The organism is Ornithinimicrobium cerasi (assembly GCF_003702705.1).
GTDB lineage: Bacteria > Actinomycetota > Actinomycetes > Actinomycetales > Dermatophilaceae > Ornithinicoccus > Ornithinicoccus cerasi.
This window is the reverse complement of sequence record NZ_QZMN01000015.1, coordinates 36,143-62,523: the sequence shown is the minus strand read 5'-3', so window position 1 is coordinate 62,523 and position 26,381 is coordinate 36,143. Positions and strand designations below refer to the sequence as shown.

General features: G+C 74.4%; 20 protein-coding genes and 3 pseudogenes. 9 read left to right on the top strand and 14 right to left on the bottom strand.

What is annotated here, in order from left to right:
* Positions 1–4: 4 nt before the first annotated feature.
* The 4 genes from dtd to ygfZ all read right to left on the bottom strand — a co-directional run bounded on the left by dtd (position 5) and on the right by ygfZ (position 3,469).
* The gene (dtd, locus tag D4B81_RS15820; RefSeq protein ID WP_122263654.1) at positions 5–430 is read right to left on the bottom strand and encodes a D-aminoacyl-tRNA deacylase; all 426 of its coding nucleotides are present in this window, start codon (positions 428–430) and stop codon (positions 5–7) included.
* On the bottom strand, positions 427–1,503 hold the full coding sequence (locus D4B81_RS15815; protein WP_122263653.1) for an asparaginase: 1,077 nt from the start codon (positions 1,501–1,503) through the stop codon (positions 427–429). The genes dtd and D4B81_RS15815 overlap by 4 nt, the downstream gene beginning before the upstream one ends.
* Positions 1,500–2,342 carry a beta-keto acid cleavage family enzyme gene (locus D4B81_RS15810; protein WP_122263652.1) on the bottom strand — a complete coding sequence of 281 codons (843 nt, stop codon included), beginning with the start codon at positions 2,340–2,342 and terminating at the stop codon, positions 1,500–1,502. The genes D4B81_RS15815 and D4B81_RS15810 overlap by 4 nt, the downstream gene beginning before the upstream one ends.
* Before the next feature lie 110 nt (positions 2,343–2,452).
* Entirely contained in the window at positions 2,453–3,469 is a 1,017-nt protein-coding gene (gene ygfZ, locus D4B81_RS15805; RefSeq protein ID WP_122263696.1) for a CAF17-like 4Fe-4S cluster assembly/insertion protein YgfZ, read from the bottom strand.
* A 67-nt stretch (positions 3,470–3,536) separates the two neighbouring features.
* Between ygfZ and D4B81_RS15800 the strand changes: the two genes are divergently transcribed.
* Positions 3,537–4,778, top strand: a complete 1,242-nt coding sequence (locus tag D4B81_RS15800; protein WP_122263651.1) for an LCP family protein — start codon at positions 3,537–3,539, stop codon at positions 4,776–4,778.
* Positions 4,779–4,794: 16 nt separating this feature from the next.
* The gene (locus D4B81_RS15795; protein WP_122263650.1) at positions 4,795–5,346 is read left to right on the top strand and encodes a heme-binding beta-barrel domain-containing protein; all 552 of its coding nucleotides are present in this window, start codon (positions 4,795–4,797) and stop codon (positions 5,344–5,346) included.
* Here the strand turns inward: D4B81_RS15795 and D4B81_RS15790 are convergent.
* Entirely contained in the window at positions 5,304–6,092 is a 789-nt protein-coding gene (locus tag D4B81_RS15790; protein WP_122263649.1) for a hypothetical protein, read from the bottom strand. The genes D4B81_RS15795 and D4B81_RS15790 overlap by 43 nt on opposite strands.
* 39 nt (positions 6,093–6,131) lie before the next feature.
* Here D4B81_RS15790 and D4B81_RS15785 point away from each other — a divergent pair, with 39 nt between their 5' ends.
* Genes D4B81_RS15785 through D4B81_RS15775 form a run of 3 tightly spaced genes read left to right on the top strand, consistent with a single transcriptional unit; the run spans position 6,132 to position 8,787 of the window.
* On the top strand, positions 6,132–6,863 hold the full coding sequence (locus tag D4B81_RS15785; RefSeq protein WP_122263695.1) for a winged helix-turn-helix transcriptional regulator: 732 nt from the start codon (positions 6,132–6,134) through the stop codon (positions 6,861–6,863).
* 32 nt (positions 6,864–6,895) lie between these two features.
* Entirely contained in the window at positions 6,896–7,849 is a 954-nt protein-coding gene (mshD, locus tag D4B81_RS15780; RefSeq protein ID WP_122263648.1) for a mycothiol synthase, read from the top strand.
* Positions 7,846–8,787: an NUDIX hydrolase gene (locus D4B81_RS15775; protein ID WP_122263647.1), complete on the top strand. Its 942-nt coding sequence runs from the start codon at positions 7,846–7,848 to the stop codon at positions 8,785–8,787. The genes mshD and D4B81_RS15775 overlap by 4 nt, the downstream gene beginning before the upstream one ends.
* A 414-nt stretch (positions 8,788–9,201) precedes the next feature.
* Here D4B81_RS15775 and D4B81_RS15770 read toward each other — a convergent pair whose 3' ends face one another.
* From D4B81_RS15770 to D4B81_RS19335, 7 genes and pseudogenes are all read right to left on the bottom strand, one after another.
* A complete protein-coding gene (locus D4B81_RS15770) occupies positions 9,202–9,825 on the bottom strand; it encodes a hypothetical protein (protein ID WP_237566051.1) in 624 nt (207 codons plus the stop codon).
* Positions 9,822–11,597, bottom strand: a complete 1,776-nt coding sequence (treZ, locus tag D4B81_RS15765; RefSeq protein WP_122263646.1) for a malto-oligosyltrehalose trehalohydrolase — start codon at positions 11,595–11,597, stop codon at positions 9,822–9,824. The genes D4B81_RS15770 and treZ overlap by 4 nt, the downstream gene beginning before the upstream one ends.
* Positions 11,594–14,041 (bottom strand): malto-oligosyltrehalose synthase, encoded by a 2,448-nt coding sequence (treY, locus tag D4B81_RS15760; protein WP_122263645.1) that lies wholly within the window; start codon positions 14,039–14,041, stop codon positions 11,594–11,596. Before treY ends, treZ begins: the two co-directional genes overlap by 4 nt.
* A 93-nt stretch (positions 14,042–14,134) precedes the next feature.
* On the bottom strand, positions 14,135–16,144 hold the full coding sequence (locus tag D4B81_RS15755; RefSeq protein ID WP_122263644.1) for a GH36-type glycosyl hydrolase domain-containing protein: 2,010 nt from the start codon (positions 16,142–16,144) through the stop codon (positions 14,135–14,137).
* A complete protein-coding gene (locus tag D4B81_RS15750; RefSeq protein WP_161965214.1) occupies positions 16,096–16,512 on the bottom strand; it encodes a hypothetical protein in 417 nt (138 codons plus the stop codon). Before D4B81_RS15750 ends, D4B81_RS15755 begins: the two co-directional genes overlap by 49 nt.
* 124 nt (positions 16,513–16,636) lie before the next feature.
* Positions 16,637–16,888 (bottom strand): annotated as a pseudogene (locus D4B81_RS19340) (hypothetical protein); the annotation flags it as partial.
* A 25-nt stretch (positions 16,889–16,913) separates the two neighbouring features.
* A pseudogene (locus D4B81_RS19335) lies at positions 16,914–17,324 on the bottom strand (hypothetical protein); the annotation flags it as partial.
* Here D4B81_RS19335 and D4B81_RS15740 point away from each other — a divergent pair.
* Positions 17,324–18,655 (top strand): annotated as a pseudogene (locus tag D4B81_RS15740) (glycoside hydrolase family 3 protein); the annotation flags it as partial. The pseudogenes D4B81_RS19335 and D4B81_RS15740 overlap by 1 nt on opposite strands.
* A gap of 9 nt (positions 18,656–18,664) precedes the next feature.
* On the opposite strand, the gene D4B81_RS15735 reads toward D4B81_RS15740, so the two are convergent.
* Positions 18,665–20,671 carry a hypothetical protein gene (locus D4B81_RS15735; protein WP_122263640.1) on the bottom strand — a complete coding sequence of 669 codons (2,007 nt, stop codon included), beginning with the start codon at positions 20,669–20,671 and terminating at the stop codon, positions 18,665–18,667.
* A gap of 192 nt (positions 20,672–20,863) precedes the next feature.
* Here D4B81_RS15735 and D4B81_RS15730 point away from each other — a divergent pair, with 192 nt between their 5' ends.
* Genes D4B81_RS15730 through metH form a run of 3 tightly spaced genes read left to right on the top strand, consistent with a single transcriptional unit; the run spans position 20,864 to position 25,420 of the window.
* Positions 20,864–21,373, top strand: coding sequence for a CHRD domain-containing protein (locus D4B81_RS15730; protein ID WP_202613723.1), 510 nt, complete (start codon positions 20,864–20,866; stop codon positions 21,371–21,373).
* 52 nt (positions 21,374–21,425) lie between these two features.
* Complete coding sequence (locus tag D4B81_RS15725) at positions 21,426–21,623, top strand: hypothetical protein (RefSeq protein WP_097188834.1); 198 nt, start codon at positions 21,426–21,428, stop codon at positions 21,621–21,623.
* 47 nt (positions 21,624–21,670) lie between these two features.
* Positions 21,671–25,420 (top strand): methionine synthase, encoded by a 3,750-nt coding sequence (gene metH, locus D4B81_RS15720; RefSeq protein WP_237566050.1) that lies wholly within the window; start codon positions 21,671–21,673, stop codon positions 25,418–25,420.
* Positions 25,421–25,450: 30 nt separating this feature from the next.
* Here the strand turns inward: metH and D4B81_RS15715 are convergent, their stop codons facing one another.
* Entirely contained in the window at positions 25,451–26,221 is a 771-nt protein-coding gene (locus tag D4B81_RS15715; protein WP_122263639.1) for a DUF5995 family protein, read from the bottom strand.
* Positions 26,222–26,381 lie beyond the last annotated feature (160 nt).

The following is a 26,381-nucleotide window of genomic DNA, read 5'->3' as shown; positions in this document are numbered from 1 at the left end:
GCGCTCAGGTGTCGACGATCACCGTGAAGGGTCCGTCGTTGACGAGCTCCACCTCCATCGCGGCGCCGAACACGCCGGTGGCCACCTCCACCCCGCGGGCCCGCAGCGCCGCGACGAGCGCGTCGACCAGGGGCTCGGCCACCGGGCCGGGGGCGGCGTCGCCCCACGAGGGCCGGCGGCCCTTGCGGGTGTGGCCGTAGAGGGTGAACTGGCTGACGACGAGGACCGGCGCCCCGGCCTCGGCGACCGACCGCTCGTCGCGCAGGATGCGCAGCTCGGCGATCTTGCGCGCCATCGTCTCCACCTCGGCCGGGCCGTCGTCGTGGGTGGCCGCCACGAGCGCGAGGATCCCGGGCCGCTCCACCGCGCCGACGACCTCGCCGGCGACGCTGACGCTGGCCCGCGTCACCCGCTGCAGGACCGCCCTCACGGCAGCGGGACGGCGCGGACGGCCCCCACTGCCCGGCCGTGACCGCGCACCACCGCCTCGGCGTCGAGGGCGGCCAGCACGTCGGCGACGCCGGGGCCGAGGTCGAGCGCCCCCAGCCGGCGCAGCGCCGCGGTCGTGACGACGACCCGGGCGCGCTCGCCCCCGTCGGTGATCTTCACGGCGAGGCCGGTCCCGTCGGCGAGCCCCACGGCATACACCGACTCCGCCCCGTCCTTGGCGATGAGCCCGGGGACGCCCTCCACCAGCCGGGTGACGTCGCGGCCGGTGCCGCCGAGCCAGCGCGGGTGGGCGCGGAGCGCGTCCGCGACCCGGGCCTCGTGCGTCCCCGGCGCGGCGGACGCCAGGCGCCCGAACGCCCGGGCGAGCCCGGCCGGGGTGACCGCGAGCGCCGGTGCGCCGCACCCGTCGACGGTCACGCCGCCGACGGGCTCGCCGGTCAGCTCCTCGACGACCTCGACGACGAGCCGCTGCAGCGGGTGGTCGGGGTCGCGGTAGCCGGCGGTGTCCCACCCGGCGGCGACGCACGCGGCGAGCATCGCGGCGTGCTTGCCGGAGCAGTTCTGCGCGACCGCCGCCGGCGGGCGGCCCTCCGCGACCCAGCGGGCGCGGTGCTCCTCGGAGAGCGGCCGGTCGGGGGTGTTCTGCAGAGCCGCCTCGGTCAGGCCGACGGAGGCCAGGATGCGACGGGCCCCCTCCTGGTGGAAGTCCTCGCCGGAGTGGCTCGCGGAGGCGAGGGCGACGAGCTCCTCGCCGTCCAGCACCGCACCGGCGCGCAGCATCGCCACCGTCTGCAGGGGCTTGAGCGAGGAGCGGGGCAGGACGGGTGCGTCGACGGGGCCGACCGCCAGCAGGAGGCTGCCGTCCGGGCCGGTGGCCGCGACGATCCCGTGGTGGACCGACTCGACGAAGCCGCTGCGGACCACCTCCGCGACGACTGGTGCCGCCCCGAGCGGGCTCGGGGCGTGGCGCTCACGCGGGGCGACGGGGTCGTCCTCGCCGGGGGGCCGGGTCGTGAGGGGCCCGGGGCGCCCGGTGCCGAGGTCCTGGGTCATCGCGACCGCCTCTCCTTGACCCCGAGCAGCTCACGTGCCTCGTCGGGGCGCAGGGGCGGGCGCTGCATCGTCGTGGCCAGGCCCGCCACCCGCTCCACCAGCTCGGCGTTGTGCTGCACCGGCCTGCCCCGGGCATACACGAGGTTGTCCTCCATCCCGACGCGCAGGTGCCCGCCCATCGCCAGGGCGGCGGCGGCGACCGGCAGGTGGGCGCGGCCGATGCCGGTGGCCGACCAGCTGGTGACCTCGGGGGGCAGCATCTGCACGGCGGCCACCAGCGCCTCGACGGTGCCGGGCATCCCGCCGGGCACCCCGGTGACGAGGTCGACGTGGACCTTGCCGCCGTACGGCAGCCCGTGGCGGTCGAGCAGCCGCCGCAGCGCGGCGACGTGGCCGAGGTCGAACAGCTCGAACTCGGGCACCACCTCCCGCTCCTGCGCCTGCACGTAGAGGTCGCTCATGAACGGGAACGGGTTGAGGAAGACGTCGTCGCCGAAGTTGAGCGTGCCGCACGTCAGGCTGCAGGAGTCGGGCTCGGCGTCGAGGACGGTGAGCCGCGCCTCGAGGGGGTCGTGGACCGAGCCGCCGGTGGAGAGCTGGACGACGAGGTCGGTGGCCTCGCGCAGCGCCTGCACGGTGTCGCGCAGGCGGACGGGGTCGAGGGTGGGGACGTGCCCCGCGTCGCTGTCGCGCACGTGCACGTGGACGAGGCCCGCGCCGGCCGCCTCGCACCGCTGCGCCGTCTCGACCAGCTCCTCCAGGGTCGTGGGCAGCTGCGGCACGTCGGCCTTGGCGGTCTCGGCCCCCGTGGGCGCGACGGTGATGAGCGTTCCGGGCATGCGCCGATCCTCTCAGGGGCGGGGGTGTGCCGTGCACGCGCCTCGGGGCGCGCACGCCCAGGTCCGGCCGACGGGTCCGTCGGCCCCGTCGGTGCGTCAGGAGTGGTGCGTCAGGGGGCGACGACGACGGTCTGGGCCGCGCTGGTGGTGCCGGCCAGGAGGACCGTCGCGGGGTCGAGGTTGCGCTTGACGACGGCCAGCGCGATCGGCCCGTCCTCGTGGTGCCGCGCCACGCTGGTCAGCTGGCCGACGGGGCGGCCGCCGTCGACGGGCACGAGCTCGGCGCCGGGCTCGGGGAGCACGTGGCCGGACCCGTCGAGGTGGAGGAAGACCACCCGGCGCGGGGGACGGCCGAGGTTGCGCACCCGCGCGACGGTCTCCTGCCCGCGGTAGCAGCCCTTGTGCAGGTGCACGGCGGTGCGCAGCCAGTCCAGCTCGTGCGGGATGGTGCGGTGGTCGGTGTCGACGCCGGCGCGCGGGCGCCAGGCCGCCACCCGCAGCGCCTCGGCGGCCCACGTCCCGGCGAGCGGCCGGTCGCCGACGGCGGCCTCGAGCTCCTCCACCGGGACGACGAGCTCGCGCCAGGACCGGCCCAGCGCGGGGTGGTCGGCCGGCTCGGGTCCGTAGACGAAGGTGTCCCCGACGAGGGTGGGCCAGGGGTCGACCCAGGCGATCGGCTCGCCCTCGACCGACTCCGCCCCCACGGGCTCGCCGAGCACGGCATACCGGTCGGAGACGTCCTCGACCTCGACCCGGAGCATGAAGCGCATGGAGTCGAGCCACCCGGCCACGGCGCCGGACGCGCCGGGCTCGGTGGTCAGCCACGTGGTGTCCCCGTCGTCCACGACGTGGAGGGCGTGCTCGACGTGACCCTTCGGGGACAGGATCAGGGTCTCCCTCGACGTGCGCGGCGGCAGGTCGATGAGCAGCTGGGTGGTGAGCGAGTGCAGCCAGGAGAGACGGTCCGGGCCGGAGACGGTGACGACGCCGCGGTGGGAGAGGTCGACGACGGCCAGGCCCTCGGCGAGGAGCACCTGCTCCTTGTGCGGTCCCCCGTAGTGCGACGCGACACCGGCGTCGGGACCGGCGCCGACGACGGCGCCGGGGCGGGTCAGCAGCACACTCATGCCCTGCACGCTACGGCACCTGCGGACGGGTCCCGGACCCCAGCCGGGGACCGTACACTCCCACCCCATGGGGTACGAGGACCGTCCGAGCGGCTCAGCCGACGTCCCGGGGGGCACGCGTCGCGAGCGGCGACGGCGGCGTCCCCTGCGCGCGATGGCCCAGGTGGTGGGGGTGCTGGCGCTCGTCGGGATCCTCGTGGTGGCGGGGTATGCGTTCTTCCTGCAGCGCACGGTCGCGGACAACATCACCCACGAGGAGCTGCGCGCCGACGACGACGACGTCATCACGATCTCCCCCGACCTGACCGGCGGCAACCGACCGGGGCAGGACGACGCCGGGGAGACGGGCGAGGCCCCGGGGGACACGGGCGCCGAGGGTGACGACGGCGCCGGCGACGGTGAGGAGGAGGACGGACCGGTCGCCCCGATCGTGGCCGAGGACGGCACGGTCATCGACGTCGAGGGGCTCGAGGTGGTCGCGACGAGCCCCGAGCGCACCCCCACCGCCGGGGACGCCCTCAACTTCCTCATCATCGGGACCGACAGCCGGGACCTCGGGGTCGAGCGGGGCCGGTCCGACGTCATCGTCCTCATGCACATCAGCGACGACCGCGACCGGGTCGACCTGGTCCACTTCCCCCGCGACCTGTTCGTGCCGATCGCGGGGACCGGTGGTTCCTCCAAGATCAACGCGGCCTACTCCTACGGTGGCGCACCGCTCCTGGTGCAGACGCTGCAGCCGCTCGTCGACGTGCCGATCGACCACGTCGTCATCGTCAACTTCGAGAGCTTCCGGGCCATGACCGACGCGATCGGCGGCGTCGACGTCACGGTGACCGAGGGCGGCGGCGGGTTCAGCACCGGCGTGCAGCACATGAACGGCGACGAGGGACTGCGCTTCGTCCGCGAGCGCTACTCGCTCTCCCAGGGTGACATCTCCCGGGGCGAGCGCCAGATGCAGTTCGTCAAGGCGGTCATGCTCAAGGCGCTCTCCCGCGAGACGCTGACCAACCCGGCCCGCCTGGCCTCCTTCGTGGACGCCGCCACGACCAACCTCACGGTCGACGAGGACCTGCGGGTCGGTGACATGCGCGACCTCGGCTTCTCGATGCGCAACGTCCGCGGCGGCGACATCAGCTTCTGGCAGGGACCGTGGTGCGGCATCTCCGACCACCCGGTCGCCGGGTCCATCGTCCTGATGTCGCAGAGCCAGATGGGGCGGCTCTCGGAGGCGCTGCGGACGGACTCCATGGGGTCCTACGTCGACAACGTGTCGCCGACGAGCGGGTTCAGCGGCGTCTGCGGCTGACGCCTACCATGGGGCGGTGCCCATCGAGATCGACCCCACCATGCACCCCCAGTGCGCCCCGCTCGCCTGGATGATCGGCTCCTGGGCGGGGGCAGGGGTGGTCGGCTACCCCTCGATCGAGTCGCGCAACTTCGGCCAGGAGATCGACGTCACCCACGACGGCCGGCCGTTCCTCATGTGGACCTCCCGGGCCTGGCTGCTCGACGAGCAGGGCAACCAGGAGCGGGCCGCGGCGGTCGAGACCGGGTTCTGGCGGCCGCAGCCCGACGGCACGGAGGTCGAGCTCCTCCTCGCCCACCCGACCGGGATCGTGGAGCTGTACGCCGGGGAGATGTCGCCCGCGAAGGTCGAGCTGCGCACCGACGGCGTCATGCGCAGCCCGCACGCCAAGGAGTATGCCGCCGCCCACCGGCTCTACGGCTACGTCAAGGGCAACATGATGTGGGTGATGGACATGGCGGCCACCGGGCACCCGATCCAGTCGCACGTGTCGGCCGAGCTCCGCCGCGTCTGTCCCGCTCCTCGTCAGAGGAGCGCGTCGGGGACGAGCGCCCCGGCCACGAGGTAGGGCACCACGCCGACCACGAGCACCGAGGTGAGCGCGGCCACGAGTCGCGGGCGGGGCTGGCTCATCGCGGGCAGCGGGCCCAGGACGGCGCGCAGGGCGTGGCTCAGCGCCGCGCTCGCCACGCCGAGCAGCAGCCAGGTCGTCCACTCCGCCTCCATCACCAGCGCGACCAGGACCGCCGCGGCACCACCGACGGTCAGCGCGAGGGGGGTCAGCCACCCCGCGAGCCCCGGCCACCGGCCGGCGAGGTCGGAGACCGAGGACGCCAGGGCGGCGGCGAGGGCACCGATCACCAGCTCCGTGCCCGCCTCGGTCCGGGTGAGCGGCACGAGCAGCACGCCGCAGGCGAGCAGCCCCAGCGCCAGCACCACGGCGCTCACCGACTGAACCACGCGCGGCCGGCCGTCGCGGCGCAGCAGCTGGTGGACGAAGGCCGCGAGCATCGCCAGGGCCAGCGCCGCGGGCACCCAGGACAGCCAGGGGCCCTCGTCGGGCAGGCCGACGGCCGCGACGAGAGCCAACCCGCCCACGACGATCGTCCCCACGGTGCCCCGGGGGGTCGGCAGCGCGAGCGCCCCGGCCCACCCCCAGGCGACGAGGACGACCGCGCCGGCGAGCGCGAAGGCGAGCACACCGGCGGAGGCGAGCGACGCCATACCGAGGACCAGGCACACCACGACGACCGCCACGGTCACCGGGACAGGGACCCCGGCGCGCGGGGTCGTGTCGGCTGGCGTCGTCGTCATCTGACCATTATCCGTGTACGCGGTCCCTATCCTGTGGGGGTGGCCGACCTGGTGCTGCTGAGCACCCACCTCCCCGCGGCGGACGCGGTGCCCTCCGTGCTGCCCGGCCTGGCGCTGCTCCCGCACGTGGTGACGGTGCACGGGATGGACGTCGGCGTGCTGCTGACCGACGGCCACCATGCCCGCGAGCCCGACCTCGTGCTCGTCGACCTCGTCACCGACCTCATGGTCGGCCACGGCACCCTGCGCTCGCTCGCCGCCCTGGAGCTCGGCTGCCCGGTGCTCGCCGTCCTCGGGGAGACGGCGCTGGGGCTCGTCGACGCCGGCTGGCCCGCCGACGACGTGTGCGCGACCGGGGCCGGCCCGACCGAGGTCGGTGCACGCGTCCGACTCCTCCTGGGCCGCGACCGCCAGGGACGGGGGTCGGTGCCGGCGCAGGGCGGGGGCCACGCCGAGCCGGAGGCCATCCGCGTTGCGGACGTCGTGGTGGACGAGGCCAGCTGGTCGGTGCGCGCGGGCGGCCAGCCGCTGGACCTGACCTTCAAGGAGTTCGAGCTGCTGCGCTACCTCGTGCAGCGCCCCGGGCGTGTCGTGACCCGCGACCTGCTGCTGCAGGAGGTCTGGGGGCTCGACTACTACGGGGGCACGCGGACCGTCGACGTCCACATCCGACGGCTGCGCGCCAAGCTGGGACCGGAGCGGGAGTCGCTCATCAGCACCATCCGCGGCGTCGGCTACCGCTTCAGCGGGCCGCGGGGCGACCATCGCTGACGAGGTCGGCCGGTCGTGCGAGACTGGCGCCCATGCCAGGCCCCATCACCGTCGAGGAGCTGCGCACGCTGCCTCCGCGTCTCTCCGGCGACGTGCTCGCCCTCGCCGTCCGGGCCGCCCGGCACGACGGCGTCCGCCCCCTGTCGGAGCAGACCGTGCTCGAGGCGCGCAGGGTCGCCGAGGAGGCTCCGACCGGGAGCGCCTCCACGCACCTCGTCGCGACGCAGGACGACCGGGTCGTCGCCTACGGCCACGTCGACGAGGGTGACGCGCAGGCTCCCTCCGCCGAGCTCGTGGTCGATCCCGACCACCGTCGCCGCGGCGTCGGCGGCGCGCTCCTCGACCACGCGCTCCGCCGGTGGCCGTCGGTGCGGCTGTGGTCGCACGGCGACCTCCAGGACGCCCGACGCCTCTACACCTCGCGCTCGCTCGTCGTGGTGCGCGAGCTGTGGCAGATGAGCCTTCCGCTGCGTGGGGAGTGGTGCGAGCTGCCGGAGGTGCGCGACCTGCCGGAGGGCCTCGTCGTCCGGCCCTTCCGCGTCGGGTCGGACGAGGAGCCCTGGCTGGCGGTCAACGCCCGGGCCTTCGCGCACCACGCCGAGCAGGGACGGATGACCGGCACCGACCTGCGCGAGCGCCAGTCCGAGCCGTGGTTCGACCCGCAGGGCTTCCTCCTCGTCGAGGACGTCACGGCGCGCGACCCGGACGGCGGGCCGCGACTGGCGGCGTTCCACTGGACCAAGGTCGAGCCGGGCTCCTCCACGGGCGAGGTGTATGTCGTCGGCGTCGACCCGGACTACCAGGGCCGCGGTCTCGGTCGCTCGATCACGGTGCTCGGGCTGCACCACCTGCGCGCGGTCGGCTGCGAGACGGCGACCCTGTACGTCGACGGTGACAACGCCGCGGCGATCGCGACCTACGGCAAGCTCGGTTTCGAGCGCTCCGCCGTCGACGTCATGTACGCCGCAGGCCCAGACGCCTCGTGAACCGGGTCACGGTGCGGGCTGCCGGCGCGGTCCCGTTCCGCGGGACGGGGGAACGCCTGCAGGTCGCGCTCGTGCACCGGCCGCGCTACGACGACTGGTCCTGGCCCAAGGGCAAGCTGGACCGCGGCGAGGACTGGGCGGCCGCCGCTGCGCGGGAGACCCTCGAGGAGACGGGGCTGAGGGTGCGTCTGGGTATGCCGCTTCCCGAGTCCGCGTACACGCTCCAGAGCGGTGGGTGGAAGCGGGTGCGGTACTGGGCCGCGGAGGTGGTCGACGGCACCGGCGAGCTGGAGCACGAGGTCGACGAGGTCGCCTGGCTCGGGGTCGAGGAAGCGGCCGGGCGGCTGACCTACGCCCGCGACCGCGACCAGCTCGACGCCGTGGCGGGGCTGCTGACGCAAGGTCGGCTGGCGACCTGGCCGCTGCTCGTCGTGCGTCATGCGGTGGCGGTCGCCCGGGGCAGCTGGTCCCGGCCCGACCCCCTGCGACCGCTGGACGAGGTGGGCCGCCGGCAGGCGGCCCGGATGGTCCCCGTGCTGCAGGCCTACGCGCCGGTGGCCGTGCTCTCCAGCCCGGCCGAACGGTGCGTCGCCACGGTACGGCCGTTCCTCGACGCGAGCGGGGCCGAGCTCCTCACCCGGAAAGGGCTGTCGGAGGAGGGCTTCGAGGCACGCCCGGGAAAGGTCGACAAGCACCTGGCCCGCGTGCTCGAGGCGGCCCGGCCCACGGTCCTGTGCAGCCACGGGCCGTTGTTCGGGCCGGTGCTGTCGACCCTGCGGCGACGGGCCGGGTCGGTCCTGTCGCGCGGCGACCGCCAGCTCCTGTCGGGGCTGGCGAGGACGTCACTGGACAAGGGCGAGATCCTCGTGTGCACGATGCGCGGCACGGGAGCCGATGCCACGGTGGAGGCGGTCGAGCGACACCGCCCGCCCCACTGACGACAACACTCCCACCCCACTGACGGACGACACCACCCCACTGACGGAGGGGGAGGTCGCGGACCGACCCGGAGAGCGTCCGACCGACCGTGAGGGGCCGCCGCCGTCAGGTGGGAGCTGGTGCGTGCCGGACCGGGAGCGCCTCTCGGCGCGAGGCCGCTCAAGGCGGCGAATGTTGGAGCCCGGGGCTGCCGCGGCCCGGCACGCGACCAGTCCAACGGGCCCGGCCTGCCGTCTGTTCCCGGTGTGAGGCGGGTCTCCTCCGCACGCGCCAGCCTCGAGGCACCGTCCTCGTGCCGAGCACCGGGGTGGCCCGGTGTCGCCCTGAGAACAGTCAGCCACCACAGAGGCGGACGTCGCACAGCGGGCTCACGGCGTCCACGTGGATGGCGCCGCCGAACGACGCGCTCGCGGTCAGTGCAGGTCGCCGAGGCGCCAGAGCCGGGCGCAGGCGGACAGGTCGTCGGCGGTGTCGCGCATCCGCGCGCCACGACGGACCTGCTCGAGCGGCACGTGCTCGACACCGGGCTCGGCCAGTCCCACCGCCATCACCTGGCAGAACGCGGCGGCCCGCTCGAGCGCGATGGCGAGGTCACCGGTGAACACCCCGGTGAGGATCTGCTCGGTGAGCCTGCGCAGGCCCTCCGTGTCCGGCGGCTCGGCCACGCCGGCGATGGCCCGGTAGACCTCCGCGTGCCCGGCACCGGCGGCGAACAGCCGCGCGGTCTCCTCGGGCTGGCGCTGGACCCACTCGTGCAGGAGGTAGAGCCGCCACAGGGCGCCGGGCAGCGTCCGCGCCGGCCGGTCGGCCCACATCTCCGCGACGGTCGAGAGGCCCACCTCCTGCACGAGCGCCACCAGCCGTGCGGTCAGCCGCGGGTCGTCGGTGTCCCGCCCGCGCCCCACCACCAGCTCGGCCGTGCGGTGCGCGGCCTCGACGGCCTCGAGCGGGTCGATCCCCCCGGCGACGTCCTCGAGGACCTCGGACGGGCGCAGCGTCGGGCGGTGGAACGGCCGCCGCTCCCGCATCCCGCTCATCCTCGACCTCCGACCACCACGACCGACTCCGGCCCCACGACGATACGCCCGTCCCCTGCCGTCACCTCGCCGAAGCTCGCCAGCACCTCCGCCCCGTCCGGCGTCGGCACCGACGTCGACCCGCTCCCGAGCACCGCCACGACGCGCACGTCACCACGCTCCACGAGGACCACGCCCTCCTCCGGCCGCGACACGCGCCCCTCGCCGAGCGGCGTGGACCGCAGCGACGGAATCGTGCGCCGCAGCCGGATCAGCTCGCGGTAGAACCCCAGCAGCTCCGCGTGACCCCCGCCGGCCACCTCGTCCCAGCGCAGCGTCGACGCGGAGACCGTCCCCTCGTCCTGAGGGTCCGGGACCTGGCCGGCCCAGCCGTGCTCGGCGAACTCCCGCTGCCGCCCCTCCCGGATCGACGCGGCCAGCTCCTCCTCCTCGTGGTCGGTGAAGTACTGCCACGGCGTCGAGGCGCCCCACTCCTCGCCCATGAACAGCATCGGCGTGTAGGGGGAGGTCAGCAGCAGCGCCGCCCCGGCCGCCGCCCGACCCGCCGGGATGCCGTGCCCGATCCGGTCGCCCATCGCCCGGTTCCCGACCTGGTCGTGCGTCTGCAGGGAGGCGACGAACCGCCACCCGGGGGTGACCGCGGGGTCCACCGGCCGGCCGTGCCGCCGCCCGCGGAAGCTCGACCACGTCCCGTCGTGGAAGAAGGGCGTGTCCCCCAGCACCTTCGGCAGCGCGCCGGGGTCGGCGAAGTCGGCGTAGTAGCCCTGGTCCTCCCCCGTCAGCGCGACGTGCAGCGCATGGTGGACGTCGTCGGCCCACTGCCCGTGCAGGCCCGTCCCGCCGACCCCGCCGCCGGCGCGGGGCGCGACCGTGGCCGGGTCGTTGCGGTCGCTCTCCCCGACCAGGCTCCGGGGTATGCCGCTGCTCCGGCTGATCTCGTCCGCGAGGGCGGAGAGGTCCTCGAGGAGGTGGACGGCCCGCTCGTCGTGGAGGGCGTGCACCGCGTCCAGGCGCAGCCCGTCGAGGTGGTAGTCCTCCAGCCACAGGCGGACGTTGTCGAGCAGGTAGGCGCGGACCTCGTCGCTGCCGGGGCCGTCGAGGTTGACCGCGTCGCCCCACGGGGTGTGGTGGCGGTCGGTGAAGTAGGGGGCGACCTGGCCGAGGTAGTTGCCGCTCGGCCCGAGGTGGTTGTGGACGACGTCGAGCCAGACCGCGAGCCCCCGGGCGTGGGCGGCGTCGACGAGCCGGACCAGCCCCTCGGGACCGCCGTAGGGGGCGTGCACGGCATACGGCGCGACCCCGTCGTAGCCCCACCCGTGCCGCCCCGGGAACGCGGCGACCGGCATCAGCTCGACCACGGTGACCCCGAGGTCGGCGAGGTGGGCGAGGTGGCGGACCACCCCGTCGAAGGTGCGCTCGGGCGTGAAGGTGCCGACGTGCAGCTCGTAGACGACCGCGTCCTGCAGCGGCACGCCGCGCCAGCCGTGGTCGGTCCAGGCGAACGCCGACGTGTCGACCAGCGCGCTGGGCGCGTGGACCCCGTCCGGCTGGTGCCGCGAGCGGGGGTCGGGCACCGGCGGGCGACCGTCCAGGGCGAAGGCGTAACGGCCGTCCCCGGGGTCGGCGGCGACCTCCCACCAGCCCCCGTCCACCCGCGCCATCGGCACGGCGAGAGCGGAGCCGGCCCCCAGCCGCAGCTCGACGGCCGAGGCGTCGGGCGCCCAGAGCCGGTAGGTGCGGGGGTCGGCAGCGGGGCTCGGGCGTCCGCTCACCGGGGTCCCTCCTCGAGGTCGCGGGCCGTCACGAGCAGGGCGACCGGCCCGGCGGCGAAGACGTCGACGGCGAGCACGCCCTCCTCGTCGACGTGGTGGTCGGTGCCCGTCAGCGCGTCGCGCCAGTGCCCGGCGGGCAACGGGACCCGCGTCCCGCCGAGCCCGCCCGCGCCGCCGAGCGCCCGCGGCGCCCGGATGGTCAGGGTGGCCGCCACCCCGCCGCGCAGGAAGCCGAGCACGTGCGGCCCGGCCTCCACGGGCTGGTAGCCGGCCCCGGGGCCGTAGGCCTGCGGGAGCCAGGACCTCAGCCGCAGCACCCGCGAGCGCAGCCACAGCACCTCGTCGGCGAGGTCGTGCGGGCGTCCCTCCGCGTCGAGCCGGCGCAGCCGCTCCAGCCGCTCCTCGTAGTCCACCGGGCGACGGTTGTCCGGGTCGACGAGCGCGAGCCCCGCGGCCTGGTAGGTGTCCGGCACGCCGGGCAGCGTCAGCTGGACGAGCTTCTGGGTCAGGGTCAGGGTGCGGATCGTCTGCTCGTTGTCGCGCACCGCCTCGGCGATCGCCGCGCTGACCTCCCCCTCGTGCGAGACCATCTCGTCGGCCAGCGAGAGCACGCGCGCCTCGTAGTCCTCGTCCGGCTCGACCCAGGTGGTGTGCAGCTTGGCCTCGCGGACGGCCTTGGTCAGGTAGGCGTGCAGCCGGTGCGGCTCGACCCGACCGGCCCCCACGAGGGTCTGCCAGACGAGGTGCGCGGTGGGTGCGTCGACGCCGTGCCGCTGCGCCGCGGCCGCGCCGGCGGCCGAGAGCGAGCGCCACGCCTCGGCGTCCCCCGCGACCGCGAGGATCCGCGCGCGCACGTCCTCGCTCCGCTTGGTGTCGTGGGTCGACAGGGTCGTCAGGCCCAGGGGCCAGTGCCTCGCCTGGTGGACCGCCCAGGTATGCAGCGTGGTCACCTCCGGCGCCTCCCCGGCACGGGGGTCCGCGCCGACCTCGTTGAGGGCGACCAGGCGGTGCCAGCGGTAGAAGGCGGTGTCCTCGATCCCCTTGGCCATGACCGGCCCGGTGGTCTGCTGGAAGCGCACGCACAGGTCGGCGGCCGCCGCGGCGTCGACGACGCTCACGTCCGGGCGGCGGAGCAGCTGGCCGAGCTCGACGAGCTCGCCCTCGAGGTCGGGCCGGGTGGCGCGGGCACGCTCGATCGCGTCGAGCAGGGGTTGCTCGAGCGCCGGCTCCGGGAGCTCGCCGGGGCGGATGTAGGCGCGGTAGACGTGGACGTCGACGAGCAGCTCGGTCAGCGCCGCACGCAGCCGGTGCTCGTCGGCGTGCGGCAACGCCTCCTTGGCGCGCCGCACGAGGCGGGTGACCTCGGGCTGGAGCAGCGCGTCGACGGCCTGCCGCTTGCAGCGCTCGACCTCGACGTCGAGGTCGGGCTCGCCACCGGTCGCGAACCACGCGGTGCTCACCACGTCCGCGGTGGTGGGGTCCACGAGCGCGCCGAGCACGGCGGCGTTCGCGTCATACCCCGTGGTGCCCTCGCACGCCCACGCGGAGGGGAGCCGCTCGGCCCCCTCGAGGATCTTCTCCACCCACACCGGGGCACCGGGACGGAGGTGCGCGCGCAGCATGGCCAGGTAGCCGCCCGGGTCGGCGAGACCGTCCGGGTGGTCGATCCGGAAGCCGTCGACGACGCCGTCGTGGTGCAGGCGCAGCAGCTCGGCGTGCGTCTCCTCGAAGACGTCGGCCTCCTCGACGCGCACCCCGATCAGCCCGTCCACCTCGAAGAACCGGCGGTAGTTGAGCACGTCGGCGGCGTCCTGCCAGTGCCCGAGCAGCCAGTGCTGGGCCTCCAGCAGCGCCGGCAGGTCGTCCGTGAGGTGCTCGGTGCCGGTCCCCACGGGCAGCACGTGCTCGAAGTAGCGGACCACCGGCTGCCCCGCCGCCGGCCCCTCGTCCTCGCGGCCGGTCCCGACCTCGATCTCCCCGGCCGCGAGGGCGTCCTCGAGCGGCTGCCCGAGCACGGGTATGCCGAACCGTCCGCCCAGGTGCTCCCAGTCCACGTCGAACCAGTGCGCGCGCCCCGACGTCGGGCCCTCGCGCAGGACCTGCCACAGGGGGGCGTTGCGCCAGAACGGGGAGACGAGGGCCATGTGGTTGGGGACGATGTCGACGACGACGCCCATGCCGCGGGCGTGGGCCGCCGCAGCGAGCCGCTCGAGGGCCGGTCGGCCCCCGATCTCGGAGTTGACCCGGGAGTGGTCGAGGACGTCGTAGCCGTGCTCGCTGCCGGGGACCGCGGTGAGGACGGGCGAGAGGTAGACGTGGCTGACACCCAGCTCCTCGACGTACGGCAGCGCGGCCAGGGCGTCGTCGCAGGTGAATCCTGCGTGGAGCTGCATGCGGTAGGTGGCGGTCAGGGGACGGCGCTCGGCGGTGTCGGGGTTCGTCATGGCCGGTCCAGTGTCCCAGCACTCACGGCCCTCTGCCGACCGAGCGCGCGGTCCGGCGCGACCAGGCGGGCGGTTCCTCGCGACGGCGCCACCTCACCCGAGCTGGATGACGACCGGCTCTCCCGTGCCTGCCACCGCGGCCACCTCGGAGATCGGAACGGCCACACCGCCTACGCGGTAAGGGTTCTCGAGGCGCCGGACCGACAACGGCCTCGCACCGGCGGTGACCGAGACGGGGCCGAAGCCCGCCTCCCCGGCGCGGATCTCGACGCGCAACGCACCGACCGAGGTCTCGAGCGTGGCGCTCACCGAGCCGAGCGCGGGGTCGAGCACGGGGTCGAGCTCGAGCTCGTCGCCCGCGTGCCGGAGCCCCACCATCCCCTGCGTGAGCACCTCGAGGAAGAGGCCGGGGCCACTGGAGTAGACCCTCCACCCCGCTTCCAGCGCGACCTCGCCGGCAAGCAGCTGGTCGTAGTCCCTCGAGGCCTGGTATCGGTCGGCGAACGCCCCGTCGGAGGAGGAGGAGTAGGCGTTGGCCTGGCGGGGTGCGGCGCTGGGGACGAGGTCGGTGACGCCGATCGGCACCGCGCGGGCGAGCGCCCGGAGCAGTCCCGCTCCGTCCCCGACACGAGCCAGAGCCTCGGCGTACCGGAGGTGGGCGTGGACGTACATGATGCCGATCTCGCGGCCGAAGAAGGTGCTGGCCTCCGCCCGCTGGAACATCTCCACCGGTCCGCCGCGGTAGGCGACGGGGCGGTCGAAGAGCCGGGCGCCGTCGGGCCCGGTGAGGTGCTCCGCGACGATCGCGAGGTGCGCCCGTGCCTCCTCGGGGCTGAGCAGGTCACCGGCGATCGCGTGGATCATCGGCAGCAGCGAGTAGTGCAGCCCGGTGCGGTCGTCACGCGACGCCGTCTCGACGTGCCGCTCACCGACCACGTCGGCCAGCCGCCGCAGCGCCTCGGCCTGGAGGACGACGGTCCAGGTGGACACCATCTGGCGTGCCAGCCCGGGGTCGGCCGGCTGCAGCGAGTCGTTCCAGTCGCCGTGGCCGTAGGCCGGCAACGAGTATCCCCCGACGAAGGTGCTCTCGACCGCGTCCAGCGCCCGCTGCACGTGATGGAGCAGCGAGGCGGTCGATCCCGGCGACCCGTCTCCGGTGAAGGTCACGTCCTCGTCCAGGATCCCGTGGTCGGCGGTGGCGACGAGGTACTGACCGAGCGCGAGCAGCGGCCAGTAGACGACGTTTCCGTGTGCGGTGTCCACCACGTCCACCCGGTGCGCCGGCAGGAAGTCGAAGGCCTGCGGCCAGTCGCCCCGCTCGTGCTGCGCCCGGAAGATCAGCAGCAGCAGCTCGCGCCACTGCGGGTGGGCGCCCCAGGCCCGCAGCAGCCCGACCGGACCCTGGCAGACGTCACGCGTGCCCCAGGCTCCACCCGTGTGCTGCTCCAGGCCGCGCGGCGAGAGGTAGTGGACCAGCGCGTCGTGGGCGTACCACCCGGTGATCGCGTCCAGCCGCCTGAGCAGGTCCGCCGCAGGACCCGCAGCCTCGGTGCCGAGCCCGACCATTCGGCCGACGTCGGACCACCCGCGTTCCCGGGCTGGGGGGCCGTCGCCGTCCGCGCCGGTCGTGCGTGCCGTCAGCTCGACCGACCAGGACCGAGCCGCCCCGAGCCTCATCGTCACCACCGGCTCGCCACGACTCGTACCGTCCGAGAACAGGGCAGCGTCGTCGCCGACCTCCTTCAGCTCGCACCCGTCGACGCGCACCTCCAGACGCGCGTCGGGGGCGGCCCCGGACAGCGCATCCGCCGGCGCGCGCACGGTGAGGGCCCCGCCCGCCACGTCCACGTCTCCGGTCGCACCGGGAGCCCCGCTCCAGTCGAGGGCCAGCAGCACCATCGACGGCACCGGTTCACCCTGCAGGGTCTCGACGGCCACCCGGCACCGTCCGTCCGCGGTCGGCCCGTCGGCGTGCACGCGCAGGAGGTGGTCGTCCACGGCATACCACCAGGTGGCCGAGTCGAGCGCGCTCCGCCACAGGGACGGCGTCCCCATCAGCTGCCAACCCTGCCCGAGGTCGATGGCGACGCGCAGCCCGTGCACGCGGCCGAGCCCGAGCGGGCTCGGTCGCAGCGACAACGAGCGTCCCAGCGCGGCGTGACCCTGGTGAGGTGGGAGCAGAAGCTGCCGTCCATCCACACCGTGGTCGTGACGTCGTGCTCCCCGAGCGGGCGCAGGATCTGCCCGTGCGGTCTGAGCACGGCCGCCTGCTTCGCCGCCGTCACCAGGTCGGCGCCGTGGTCGTCGAACCAGCTGAGCACCGTCCCGGCGACGGTCTCGGGGTGGTCGCGGCGAGGGCCGGCGAGGTCGTCGAGCTCGGCGCCGGTGAGGGCCCGCACCGGCAGGTGTGCCGTCGCCCGTCCCGACAAGGCTGGCCCCTCGCTCTCCCGAGCCCTCGTCGGTGCCGGCATGGCGGAGCGCCTCGCCCGGCCGGGCGACACCCTCGAGCTCGGTCGCGTCCGCGTCGGACGTCGCCCCGGGGTGGTCGGCCAGCGTGACGACGACGAACCCGCTGTGCCAGCTCGTCCCCGGCGCCAGCGTGACGGGGTCCGACTGCAGGACCGCCGCGGCGTGCTCGTGCTGCAGCCGCGTGGTGGGAAGGTCGCGCCGCAGCCCGGGCCACGGGGAACCCTCGGGGAGACCGCGCCCCGTCAGCTGCAGGAGGTCCGTCGCCCAGCGGGTCGCGGGGGTGCGGCAGGCGACGAGTGCCCACGGCGCCGTGGGGCCGGGCATGTTCTGGCGCACCGCGACCGCCGTCCCGCCGTTCCCGAGGTCGACGGGGGTGAGGTCGAGGTAACTGGCTGGGGTAGAGGGTGTTGGCCGCCAGGACCGCTGCGGGGGACAGCGCCAGGTCCTGCGCGTGGACCAGGTCGACCTCCACCGGCTGGCTCCGCTCGTTGGTGACGAGCACCTCCCACGACCAGCCGGCCCGGCCCTCCACCTGCTCCTCGAGCAACGAGAGCGACCAGCTCCAGCGCAGACCGTCGACCAGCCCGTGCCGGACGAGACGGGCACCGCCGCTCGAGGACGCCTCCCGCCTGCATGTCGTCCCGCCCGACGCGGTGCCGAGAAGCGCGTGCGGCTGGTGGGCGTCGGTGCCCTCGGCCCGGACCCGCAGCCACAACCCGGCAAGCCCGTCCTCGAGCTCGGTGGCGGGGTGCAGGAGGAGCGAGACGCCGTGAGCGGACGCCGCGCGGGGGGCTCCCGTGGACGTGACCTGCAGTCGTCCGTCGGGAGTACGTCGCGGTCGGCATCCGGGCCGCCCTGCACCCGACGATCGATCTGGCCACCGAGCCGCGCTGGGCGCGCCAGCAGCACACCTTCGGGCAGGACCCGGCGGTCGTCGCGGAGCTGGGGGTGGCGTTCCTGCGTGGCCTGCAGGGCGAGAGCCTCGGCCCGGGCTCCGTGGCGTGCACCGCGAAGCACTTTCCCGGCGGCGGCGCCCAGAAGGACGGGGAGGATGCGCACTTCCCGTACGGGCGGGAGCAGGTCTACCCGGCCGGCCGGTTCGCCGACCACCTGGAGCCCTTCCGGGACGCGGTGGCCGCCGGCGTCGCCGCGATGATGCCCTACTACGGGATGCCGGTCGGCCTCGAGCTGGCCGGCGAGCCGGTGCCCGAGGTGGGTTTCGGCTTCAACCGGCGCATCCTGCAGGGTCTTCTCCGGGAGGAGCTCGGCTACGACGGGGTGGTGCTCTCCGACTGGGAGCTCATCAACGACAACCACGTCGGTGACCAGGTGCTCCCTGCGCGGGCGTGGGGCGTCGAGCACCTGGACCCCCTCGGGCGGATGGAGCTGATGCTCGAGGCTGGCTGCGACCAGTTCGGTGGGGAGGAGTGCGTGGAGCTCCTGGCGGAGCTGGTGGCGCTGGGCCGGGTGAGCGAGAGGAGGATCGACGAGTCGGCGGCACGGCTGCTGCTCGTGAAGTTCCGCCTCGGTCTGTTCGACGATCCCTACGTCGACGAGGGTGTCGCGGCGGAGACCGTGGGGTGCCACGACTTCGTCGCCGCCGGGCTGGCGGCGCAGGCTGCTTCTGTCACGGTGCTGAAGGACCCACGCGGGCTGTTGCCGCTCCGCGACGGGGGCATCCGGGTCTACGTGGAGGGACTGTCGGCGGAGGACGCGACCGCGCTGGGCACCGTCGTGGGACGGCCCGAGGACGCCGACCTGGCCGTCGTGCGGCTCGAGGCGCCCTTCGAGCCGCGCTCGGACCTCTTCCTGGAGGCGTGGTTCCGCGCGGGCTCGCTCGACTTCCCTCCCGGGCTGCCCGTCCGGCTGTCCCGGATCAGGGCCTCCTGCCCGCTGGTCGTCGACATCACCCTCGACCGCCCGGCCGTGGTGGGGCCCGTGATCGACGCCGCGGACGCGGTCGTCGCGAGCTACGGCACCAGCGGTCCGGCCCTCGTCGCCGCTCTGCGCGGACAGGCCAGGGGGCGGCTGCCCTTCGACCTCCCGAGGTCGATGAACGACGTCCGCCAGCACCCGCCCGACCAGCCTGGCCTGGACGACCCGCTCCTGCCGTGCGGCTACCGGTGGGTGCGCCCAGGGGCCTGACCGGGACGTTCAGCGGAGCTGGACCTGCACGTCCTGGACCTCCACCGTGCCCGTGCCGGTGGTGGCGAGCACGCGGACCCGGACGGTCTCCGTCTCGAACTGGTCACCGGGCAGGTCCAGCACCGGCTCCGCGAGGTCGACCGCGACGGTCTCCCAGACCTCGCCGTCGGGACCGCTGCTCACCTGCACGACGTACCGCTGCGAGCCCGACGCGCCCGGGGCCGCCCACTCGAGGTGGAGGACGTCCGGCCCGTCCCCGCCCGGCCCGTCTCCCCCGGTGTCGGTCTGGGTGTCCGGCAGCGAGGGCGCCACGGCCCGGCCGCCGACCTGGTGCTCGGCCACCACGGTGCCGTTCACGAGCAGGCGGACCACGGCCGCGCCCTCCCGGTCCGGCAGCACCGCGTCGACGGTGGCGGTCACGTCCTCGTCGGGGTCTTCGCAGCTGCTCAGGACGAAGGGGACCGGACGCTCGTCCAGCACCGTCCCGTCGGCATCCAGGACCTGGCTGACCACCGTGGCCGTCCGCCCCGCCCCGTCCCCACGGTCGTCCCGGGCGTCCCGTTCGTCCGCGGCGCTGTCGACGGCTGCCTCCCCGACCAGCTCGGTCGGCAGCACCGCGGCGATCGACCCCTCGGCACGGTCCAGGTTGAGCGAGGCGAACAGACGCATACCCCATCCTCCCCCGTCGGCGCCGGCCCCCGCGCCCGGAACGGCGCCGGAGGCGAGGGCGTTCTCGGCGACCAGGCGGTCGTAGATGCCCTGGTAGGTGAACGAGCTGAGCCACTGGTCGTCGCAGTAGGTCATGACGTCGTGCGAGGTGATCGGCTGCCACACCCTGGTCGGCAGCCCGAGCGCGGTCTCGCCGTCGTCGATCCCGACGAACGCCTGGTCCGCGTCGGAGAGCTGGCCGTTCGCGAACGGGTAGGGACCGCCGCCGCCCGCACCGCAGAACATCGCGTGCAGACGGCCCAGCGTGTGCCCGAGCTCGTGCGCGCCGTACCAGTCGCCCCACGACCCGTCGGTGTCCCAGGCGAACCCCGAGCTGCCGGTGGGCCCGGAGGCGACCGTGGCGGGCTGGGGCGTGCCCGGTATGCCGGACGCCTGGCCCCTCATGAAGAACCCGCCGGACGAGACCATCCCGTAGTAGTGGGTCCGGGCGTCCGTGCCGGTGGCGACGTCCACCGCGCGGATCGCGGCCAGCTGGGCGTTGACCTGCGCAGCCGTGAAGGGGGCCGGGCTGGAGGCCGGGACCGTCCGGGTCGTCATCAGCACCTCGCTCACCGGGTAGGCGCGGCGGAGGTAGGACCGGAGGTGGTCGACGTCCGTGGCCGTGGGGGTGTGGGTCGTGCCGCCGGAGGTGTAGGGGAGGAGCACGAGGCGCAGCCGCAGCGGGACGCCTGGGCTGAGCGTGCGGCGGTGCCGCCGGACGTGGGCCACCGAGGGGACGGCGCCGACCCCGCGGGAGCGGCGCAGCGTCCCCAGCCGCAGCCACAGGGTGCCGGGGTCGGCCACCAGGTCGGCGGGAAGGCGGAAGTTGAGGCTGTAGCGCAGGTCGGCCCGGCGCGAGCGGAGGTCCTCCGGCGTCGTCCCCTGGCGGGACGGTGAGAGCTGGGCGGTGCCGAGCGAGGGCACGCTGCGCCACGGCCCCCGGACCGAGCGCGCGACCCGCAGCTCCCCCCGGACGGTGACGGCGGTGCCCGGCCTGCTCAGGTAGGCCCGCACGATGGTCGACTTGCCCGCGACCAGCGGCACCGAGTGCGGCAGGTCCTGGACCTCCTGGGTGACCTCGAGGGCGTCCAGCCGGACCACGACGCGAGCCGGAGGACGCGGCGTGAGGACACCGGAGTCCGCCCCCGCCTCGTCCATCTCCGTTCCCCCCGCCCTCGCCAGGATGGCGTCGACGGCTGCGGACACCCTGGCGTCGTCGTCGCTGTCGACCGGTGGGGACGACTCGTCGGCCGACGCCGCCTCGATCGCGAGGGCCAGGTCGTGCTCGGCCCTCCGGACGGACGACATCCTGCGGCGTGTCGGTGCTGCACCCATGACGGTTCCTCTTCTCGGTCGGGTCCTGCACCTGCTCGGAGGCGGGCACCGGCCGGCAGATACACGGGACACTCGGACGGCGTTGACACCTGCCCCCGGGCGGTCGACCATGAACCGAGGGCCGAGCGCCCCGCCCGGCCCGGCGACGAAGCCCAGGAGGATGCGGTGAGGACGAACCGTCTCGTGCTGGCCCCGGTGGTGGTCCTGGTGAGCCTCGGGCTCGTCGGACCCGCCCAGGCGACCGACACCTACACCGCCCGGCTCAGCAGCGCGAACGAGGTGCCGGAGAGGGAGACGAGGGCGCGGGGCACGACGGTGCTCAAGCTGTCCGGCGACCGGACGGAGCTGGACTACCGGTTGATCGTCGCCAACATCGACAACGTCGTCGCGGCGCACATCCACCTGGGTGAGGCCGGCACGAACGGACCGGTGGTGGCCTTCCTGGCCGGCCCGCTCCCCCTCGGCGGCGGGGCGACGAACGGCGTGCTCGCCACCGGCACCATCACCGAGGACGACCTCATCGGCCCGCTGGCCGGGATGTCGATGGAGGACCTCATCACCGCGTTCGAGGCGGGCGACGCCTACGTCAACGTCCACACCAACGACGGCACGGGCGAGACGAACACCGGTCCCGGGGACTTCCCCGGCGGTGAGGTCCGCGGCCAGATCCGCTGACCGCCCGGCCTCGACCGTTGTCAGGACGGTCCGGGCCTGCCACTCTCGTCCCATGGGAGACCACGACACCACCGAGACCACCGAGTGCCCGACCTGCCGCAAGCCGAGCCTGCTGCGCGCGGTCATCGACAAGGCCCGTGCCGCCCTGGCGGACGAGCCCCCGCGCCACGAGCACCCCGAGTTCATGATCTGCCCGGTCTGCGGGTGGAACAACCTGCCCGAGCGCTGGGAGCAGAGCAAGATGCGGTGAGCGGTCGCTGATTGGGCGCCTGACCCCACGGCACCTAGAGTGGGGAGGTGCTGCCCGAGACCGCCCCGACCGAAGCATCGCCCGTCCTGACGGCCCTGCGGGCGGCTGCCGACGGCAGAATCCTCGTCCTGGACGGCGGTTACGGCTCGATGCTTCAGCAGGTCGACCTGACCGAGGAGGACTTCCACGGCGACGGCCCGCAGTGGGCGGCGCACCGCGACACGGCCCTGAGGGGCAACTTCGACCTGCTCGGGCTGACCCGGCCGGACGTCATCGCCGACGTCCACCGCGCCTACCTGGAGGCGGGGGCCGACATCCTCACCACCAACTCCTTCAGCGCCACCTCGATCGCCCAGGCCGACTACGGCACCCAGGACCTGGTGCACGACCTCAACGTCGCCGCCGCGCGCGTCGCCCGGCAGGTCGCCGACGAGGTCACGGCGGAGACGGGTCGGCCCCGCTGGGTCGCCGGCTCGCTCGGCCCGACCAACCGCACCCTCTCCCTCTCCCCCGACGTCGAGCGGCCCGAGCTGCGCAGCGTCACCTACGACCAGCTGCGCGAGGCGTATGCCGTGCAGGCGGCGGCCCTCCTCGAGGGCGGCGCCCACCTGCTCCTCGTCGAGACCGTCTTCGACACGCTCAACGCCAAGGCCGCCCTCCACGCGATCGCGGACGTGCAGGCGGCCAGGCAAGACGCCGGTCTGCACCGGGTCCCGGTCATGCTCTCGGGCACCATCACCGACGCCTCCGGCCGTACCCTCTCCGGTCAGACCCCGGAGGCCTTCGCCATCTCCACCGAGCACGCCGACCTCTTCTCGGTCGGGCTCAACTGCGCGCTCGGGGCCGAGGCCATGCGCCCCCACCTGCGCGAGCTGGGGTCGGCCTCGCCCGCCCTCACCTCCGTCCACCCCAACGCCGGGCTGCCCAACGCCTTCGGCGGCTACGACGACACCCCCGAGCAGATGGCCCGGGTGCTGGGGGACATGGCGCGCGAGGGCCTGCTCGACATCGTCGGCGGCTGCTGCGGCACGACGCCGGACCACATCGCGGCCATCGCCGCCGCGGTCGACGGGGTCGCCCCCCGATCGACGATCCGCGATATCCCGTCCGACCCTCCCGCCCCGGCCGACCAGGGCGCGGCGCACCTGCGCCTGTCGGGGCTGGAGGCGTTCACGATCACCCCCGAGGTCAACTTCGTCAACGTCGGGGAACGGACCAACCTCACCGGCAGCCCCCGGTTCGCCCGGGCCGTCAAGGAGGAGGACTGGGACGCCGCGGTCGCGATCGCCCGTCAGCAGGTCGAGTCCGGTGCCCAGCTCATCGACGTCAACGTCGACGAAGGCATGCTCGACGGGCCGGCGACGATGACGCACTTCCTCAACCTGCTCGCCGGCGAGCCGGACGTCGCCCGCGTGCCGGTCATGATCGACTCCTCGCGCTGGGAGGTCCTCGAGGCGGGGCTGCGCTGCATCCAGGGCAAGGGCGTGGTCAACAGCATCTCGCTCAAGGACGGCGAGGCGGAGTTCCTGCGGCGGGCCGCGGTCGTGCGCCGCTACGGCGCCGCCGTCGTCGTCATGGCGTTCGACGAGACCGGGCAGGCGGACAGCTACGAGCGCCGGATCGCTGTGTGCGAGAGGGCTTTCCGGTTGCTGACCGAGCCCTCCGACGCGTTGCCGGACCCGTTCCCCGCCCACGACATCATCTTCGACCCCAACATCCTCACCGTCGCCACGGGCATGTCGGAGCACGACCGCTACGCGCTCGACTTCATCGAGGCCACCCGCTGGATCAAGGCCAACCTGCCCGGGGCGCTGGTCTCCGGCGGCGTCTCGAACGTCTCCTTCAGCTTCCGTGGCAACAACGTCGTCCGCGAGGCGATGCACGCGGTCTTCCTCTACCACGCGATCCGCGCAGGGCTGGACATGGGCATCGTCAACGCCGGGATGCTCGGTGTCTACGCCGAGCTCGACCCGGAGCTGCGCGAGAGCGTCGAGGACGTGGTCCTGGCCCGCCGGGCGGACGCGACGGAGCGGCTGATCGAGCTCGCGGAGCGGATCAAGGCCGAGACGGAGGCCGGGGGCGGCCCCGTCCCGACCGCCGCCGCGAAGCTCGCCTGGCGCGAGGAGCCGGTCGCCTCCCGTCTGCGGCACGCACTGGTGCACGGGCTGGACGCCCACGTCGTCGAGGACGCCGAGGAGGCCTACCAGGAGCTGGGCTCGGCGCTGGCCGTCATCGAGGGGCCGCTCATGGCCGGGATGGACGTCGTCGGCGACCTCTTCGGCGCGGGCAAGATGTTCCTTCCGCAGGTCGTCAAGTCCGCCCGGGTGATGAAGAAGGCGGTCGCCCACCTCACCCCCTACCTCGAGGCTGCCAAGGCCGCCGGCAACGGCACGGGGTCCTCGCTCAAGGGGCGCGTCGTGCTCGCGACGGTCAAGGGCGACGTGCACGACATCGGCAAGAACATCGTCGGGGTGGTCCTGGGCTGCAACGGCTACGAGGTCACCGACCTCGGCGTCATGGTGCCGGCCGAGGTGATCCTCGCCCGGGCCGACGAGCTCGGTGCCGACGTCGTCGGCGTCTCCGGCCTCATCACCCCCAGCCTTGACGAGATGGTCTCCCTCGCCACCGAGATGCAGCGGCGCGGTCTGACCACCCCCCTGCTCATCGGCGGCGCGACCACCTCCGCGGCGCACACGGCCGTGAAGATCGACCCCGCCTACGAGGGCACCGTCGCCCACGTCCTCGACGCGTCCCGAGCTGTCGGGGTGGTCGCGGACGCGATCGGCGCGGAGGAGAAGCTGCGCGACCGGCTGGCGACGACCTACGGCGAGCTGCGGGAGCGGCACGGCCGCAAGGACGTCCCACTTGTGCCCCTGGAGGCGGCCCGGGCGTCCTCGCGCGCCGTCGACCGGCCCGTCGGGGTGGCGCCGGCGCTCCTCGGCACCCAGGTCGTCGAGCCGCCGCTGGAGGAGCTGGTCGAGATCATCGACTGGACCCCGTTCTTCACCGCCTGGGAGCTGCGCGGCTCCTACCCGCGCATCCTCGACGACCCGAAGGTCGGCCCGCAGGCCCGCACGACGTGGGAGGACGGGCAGCGCTGGCTGCGCAGGCTCCTCGACGAGCGGCTGCTGCGCGCGCGTGGCGTCGTGGGGCTGTGGCCGGCCCACCGCGAGGGGGACGACATCGTCCTGGATGCGCAGGACGAGCCGACGCGCCTCCATACCCTCCGTCAGCAGCGGGAGCGCAGCCAGGGCGGGTATGCCGCGATCGCGGACTTCGTGGCACCCGAGGGCGACCACGTCGGCGCGTTCGCCGTCTCGGTGCACGGGGCGGAGGAGCTCGCCGCACAGCTGCGCGAGGAGCACGACGACTACGGCGCGATCATGGTGCAGGTGCTGGCCGACCGGCTGGCCGAGGCCTTCGCCGAGTGGGTGCACCGCGAGGTGCGGGTGCGGCTGTGGGGCTACGCCGCGGAGGAGGAGCTGCCGGTCGAGGAGCTCATCAAGGAGCGCTACGACGGGATCCGCCCCGCCCCGGGCTACCCGGCTCAGCCCGACCACACCGAGAAGGAGACGCTCTGGCGGCTCCTCGACGCCGAGCGCGCCGCCGGCATGACGCTGACCGAGCACGGCGCGATGCGCCCCAACAGCGCGGTCTCCGGCCTGCTCGTCGGGCACCCCGAGTCGACGTACTTCGCCGTCGGGCGGATCGGGTCGGACCAGGTCGAGGACTACGCCGCACGCAAGGGCTGGTCGGTCGAGGAGGCGGAGCGCTGGCTGGGTCCGTTGCTGCGCTGACCCCTGGCCCCCGACCGGCGAGGCGCGGCCTCATACCGGCTCCGGCACCTGGACCAGCAGCGTCCGCCCCGCCAGCCCGACGGACCGGCACAGGCTCACCCGAAACTCCTCGCGCAGCTGCGGGGTAGCGCGCAGGGCCCACATCACCTCGCTGTTGACCCAGGCCGCGTCCCGGGCGCGGCCTACGCTCCACGAGCCGACGAGGGTCAGCAGCGGGCTCAGCTCGCGGTCGACCTCCGGGATCACGCTGCGCACGAAGGACCGTCGCACCTCCTCGTGCACCTCGGCGAGGAGGAGGCTGACCTTGTCGTAGTCCTCCCGCACGCCACGGCTGCGGGGGTTCAGACCGAGCTGTTCGCAGGCCGTGATGACGGCCACGGGGAGGTCGTGGTTGATGTGGGCGTTCATGCCGGCGACGGCGAACTGGATCGGTGCCAGCGGGGCCGCGCGGCTCGCGAAGACCGGCTCCCAGCACTGCGGCAGCACCCGCCCCTCCCGGTCGTCGCGGACGGCGTCGAGGTAGAGGTGGGCGAAGACGACGTCCAGGCGCTCCATGAACTCCGCGTTCCGGAAGTAGCCCTCCCCCAGTCGTCGGCCGACCAGCTCGGTGACCTGGAGGTACATCCGGTTGAACTGTCGCACGCCGTCCCCGGGCGGCAGCTCCTCGTGCAGGGTCCGGAGCGCGGACACGACGGAGGGGACGTCCGGGAGCTGGTGCGGGGGGACGGGAGAACGGCCCCTGCCCACGGGCGGCAGCCGCAGCCGCCGCCGGACCGAGGTGAGGAGGTCGCGCAGTCCCATGGCTGATTCGACCACCGCGCCGCGCGTCGCGCAACGAGACGATCGGTCGGCACGTCCTGGACCGTGCGCATCAGCCCTGGCCTTCGGTCGTCGGCCGTCCTGGCCGCAGGAGCCTCGCCCCCGACGCCGATTTCGCGACCTGCGTCGAAGATCGCCAGAA

What these genes read in the sequence shown, in the direction of transcription:
- D4B81_RS15800 (WP_122263651.1), top strand. Translation starts at nt 3,537, where the DNA reads ATGGGGTACGAGGACCGTCCGAGCGGCTCAGCCGACGTCCCGGGGGGC.
- treY (WP_122263645.1), bottom strand. Translation starts at nt 14,041, where the DNA reads ATGACGAACCCCGACACCGCCGAGCGCCGTCCCCTGACCGCCACCTAC.
- D4B81_RS15735 (WP_122263640.1), bottom strand. Translation starts at nt 20,671, where the DNA reads ATGTCGTCCGTCCGGAGGGCCGAGCACGACCTGGCCCTCGCGATCGAG.
- D4B81_RS15725 (WP_097188834.1), top strand. Translation starts at nt 21,426, where the DNA reads ATGGGAGACCACGACACCACCGAGACCACCGAGTGCCCGACCTGCCGC.
- mshD (WP_122263648.1), top strand. Translation starts at nt 6,896, where the DNA reads ATGCCAGGCCCCATCACCGTCGAGGAGCTGCGCACGCTGCCTCCGCGT.
- D4B81_RS15770 (WP_237566051.1), bottom strand. Translation starts at nt 9,825, where the DNA reads ATGAGCGGGATGCGGGAGCGGCGGCCGTTCCACCGCCCGACGCTGCGC.
- D4B81_RS15715 (WP_122263639.1), bottom strand. Translation starts at nt 26,221, where the DNA reads ATGGGACTGCGCGACCTCCTCACCTCGGTCCGGCGGCGGCTGCGGCTG.
- ygfZ (WP_122263696.1), bottom strand. Translation starts at nt 3,469, where the DNA reads ATGAGTGTGCTGCTGACCCGCCCCGGCGCCGTCGTCGGCGCCGGTCCC.
- D4B81_RS15815 (WP_122263653.1), bottom strand. Translation starts at nt 1,503, where the DNA reads ATGACCCAGGACCTCGGCACCGGGCGCCCCGGGCCCCTCACGACCCGG.
- D4B81_RS15810 (WP_122263652.1), bottom strand. Translation starts at nt 2,342, where the DNA reads ATGCCCGGAACGCTCATCACCGTCGCGCCCACGGGGGCCGAGACCGCC.
- D4B81_RS15750 (WP_161965214.1), bottom strand. Translation starts at nt 16,512, where the DNA reads ATGCCGGCACCGACGAGGGCTCGGGAGAGCGAGGGGCCAGCCTTGTCG.
- D4B81_RS15790 (WP_122263649.1), bottom strand. Translation starts at nt 6,092, where the DNA reads ATGACGACGACGCCAGCCGACACGACCCCGCGCGCCGGGGTCCCTGTC.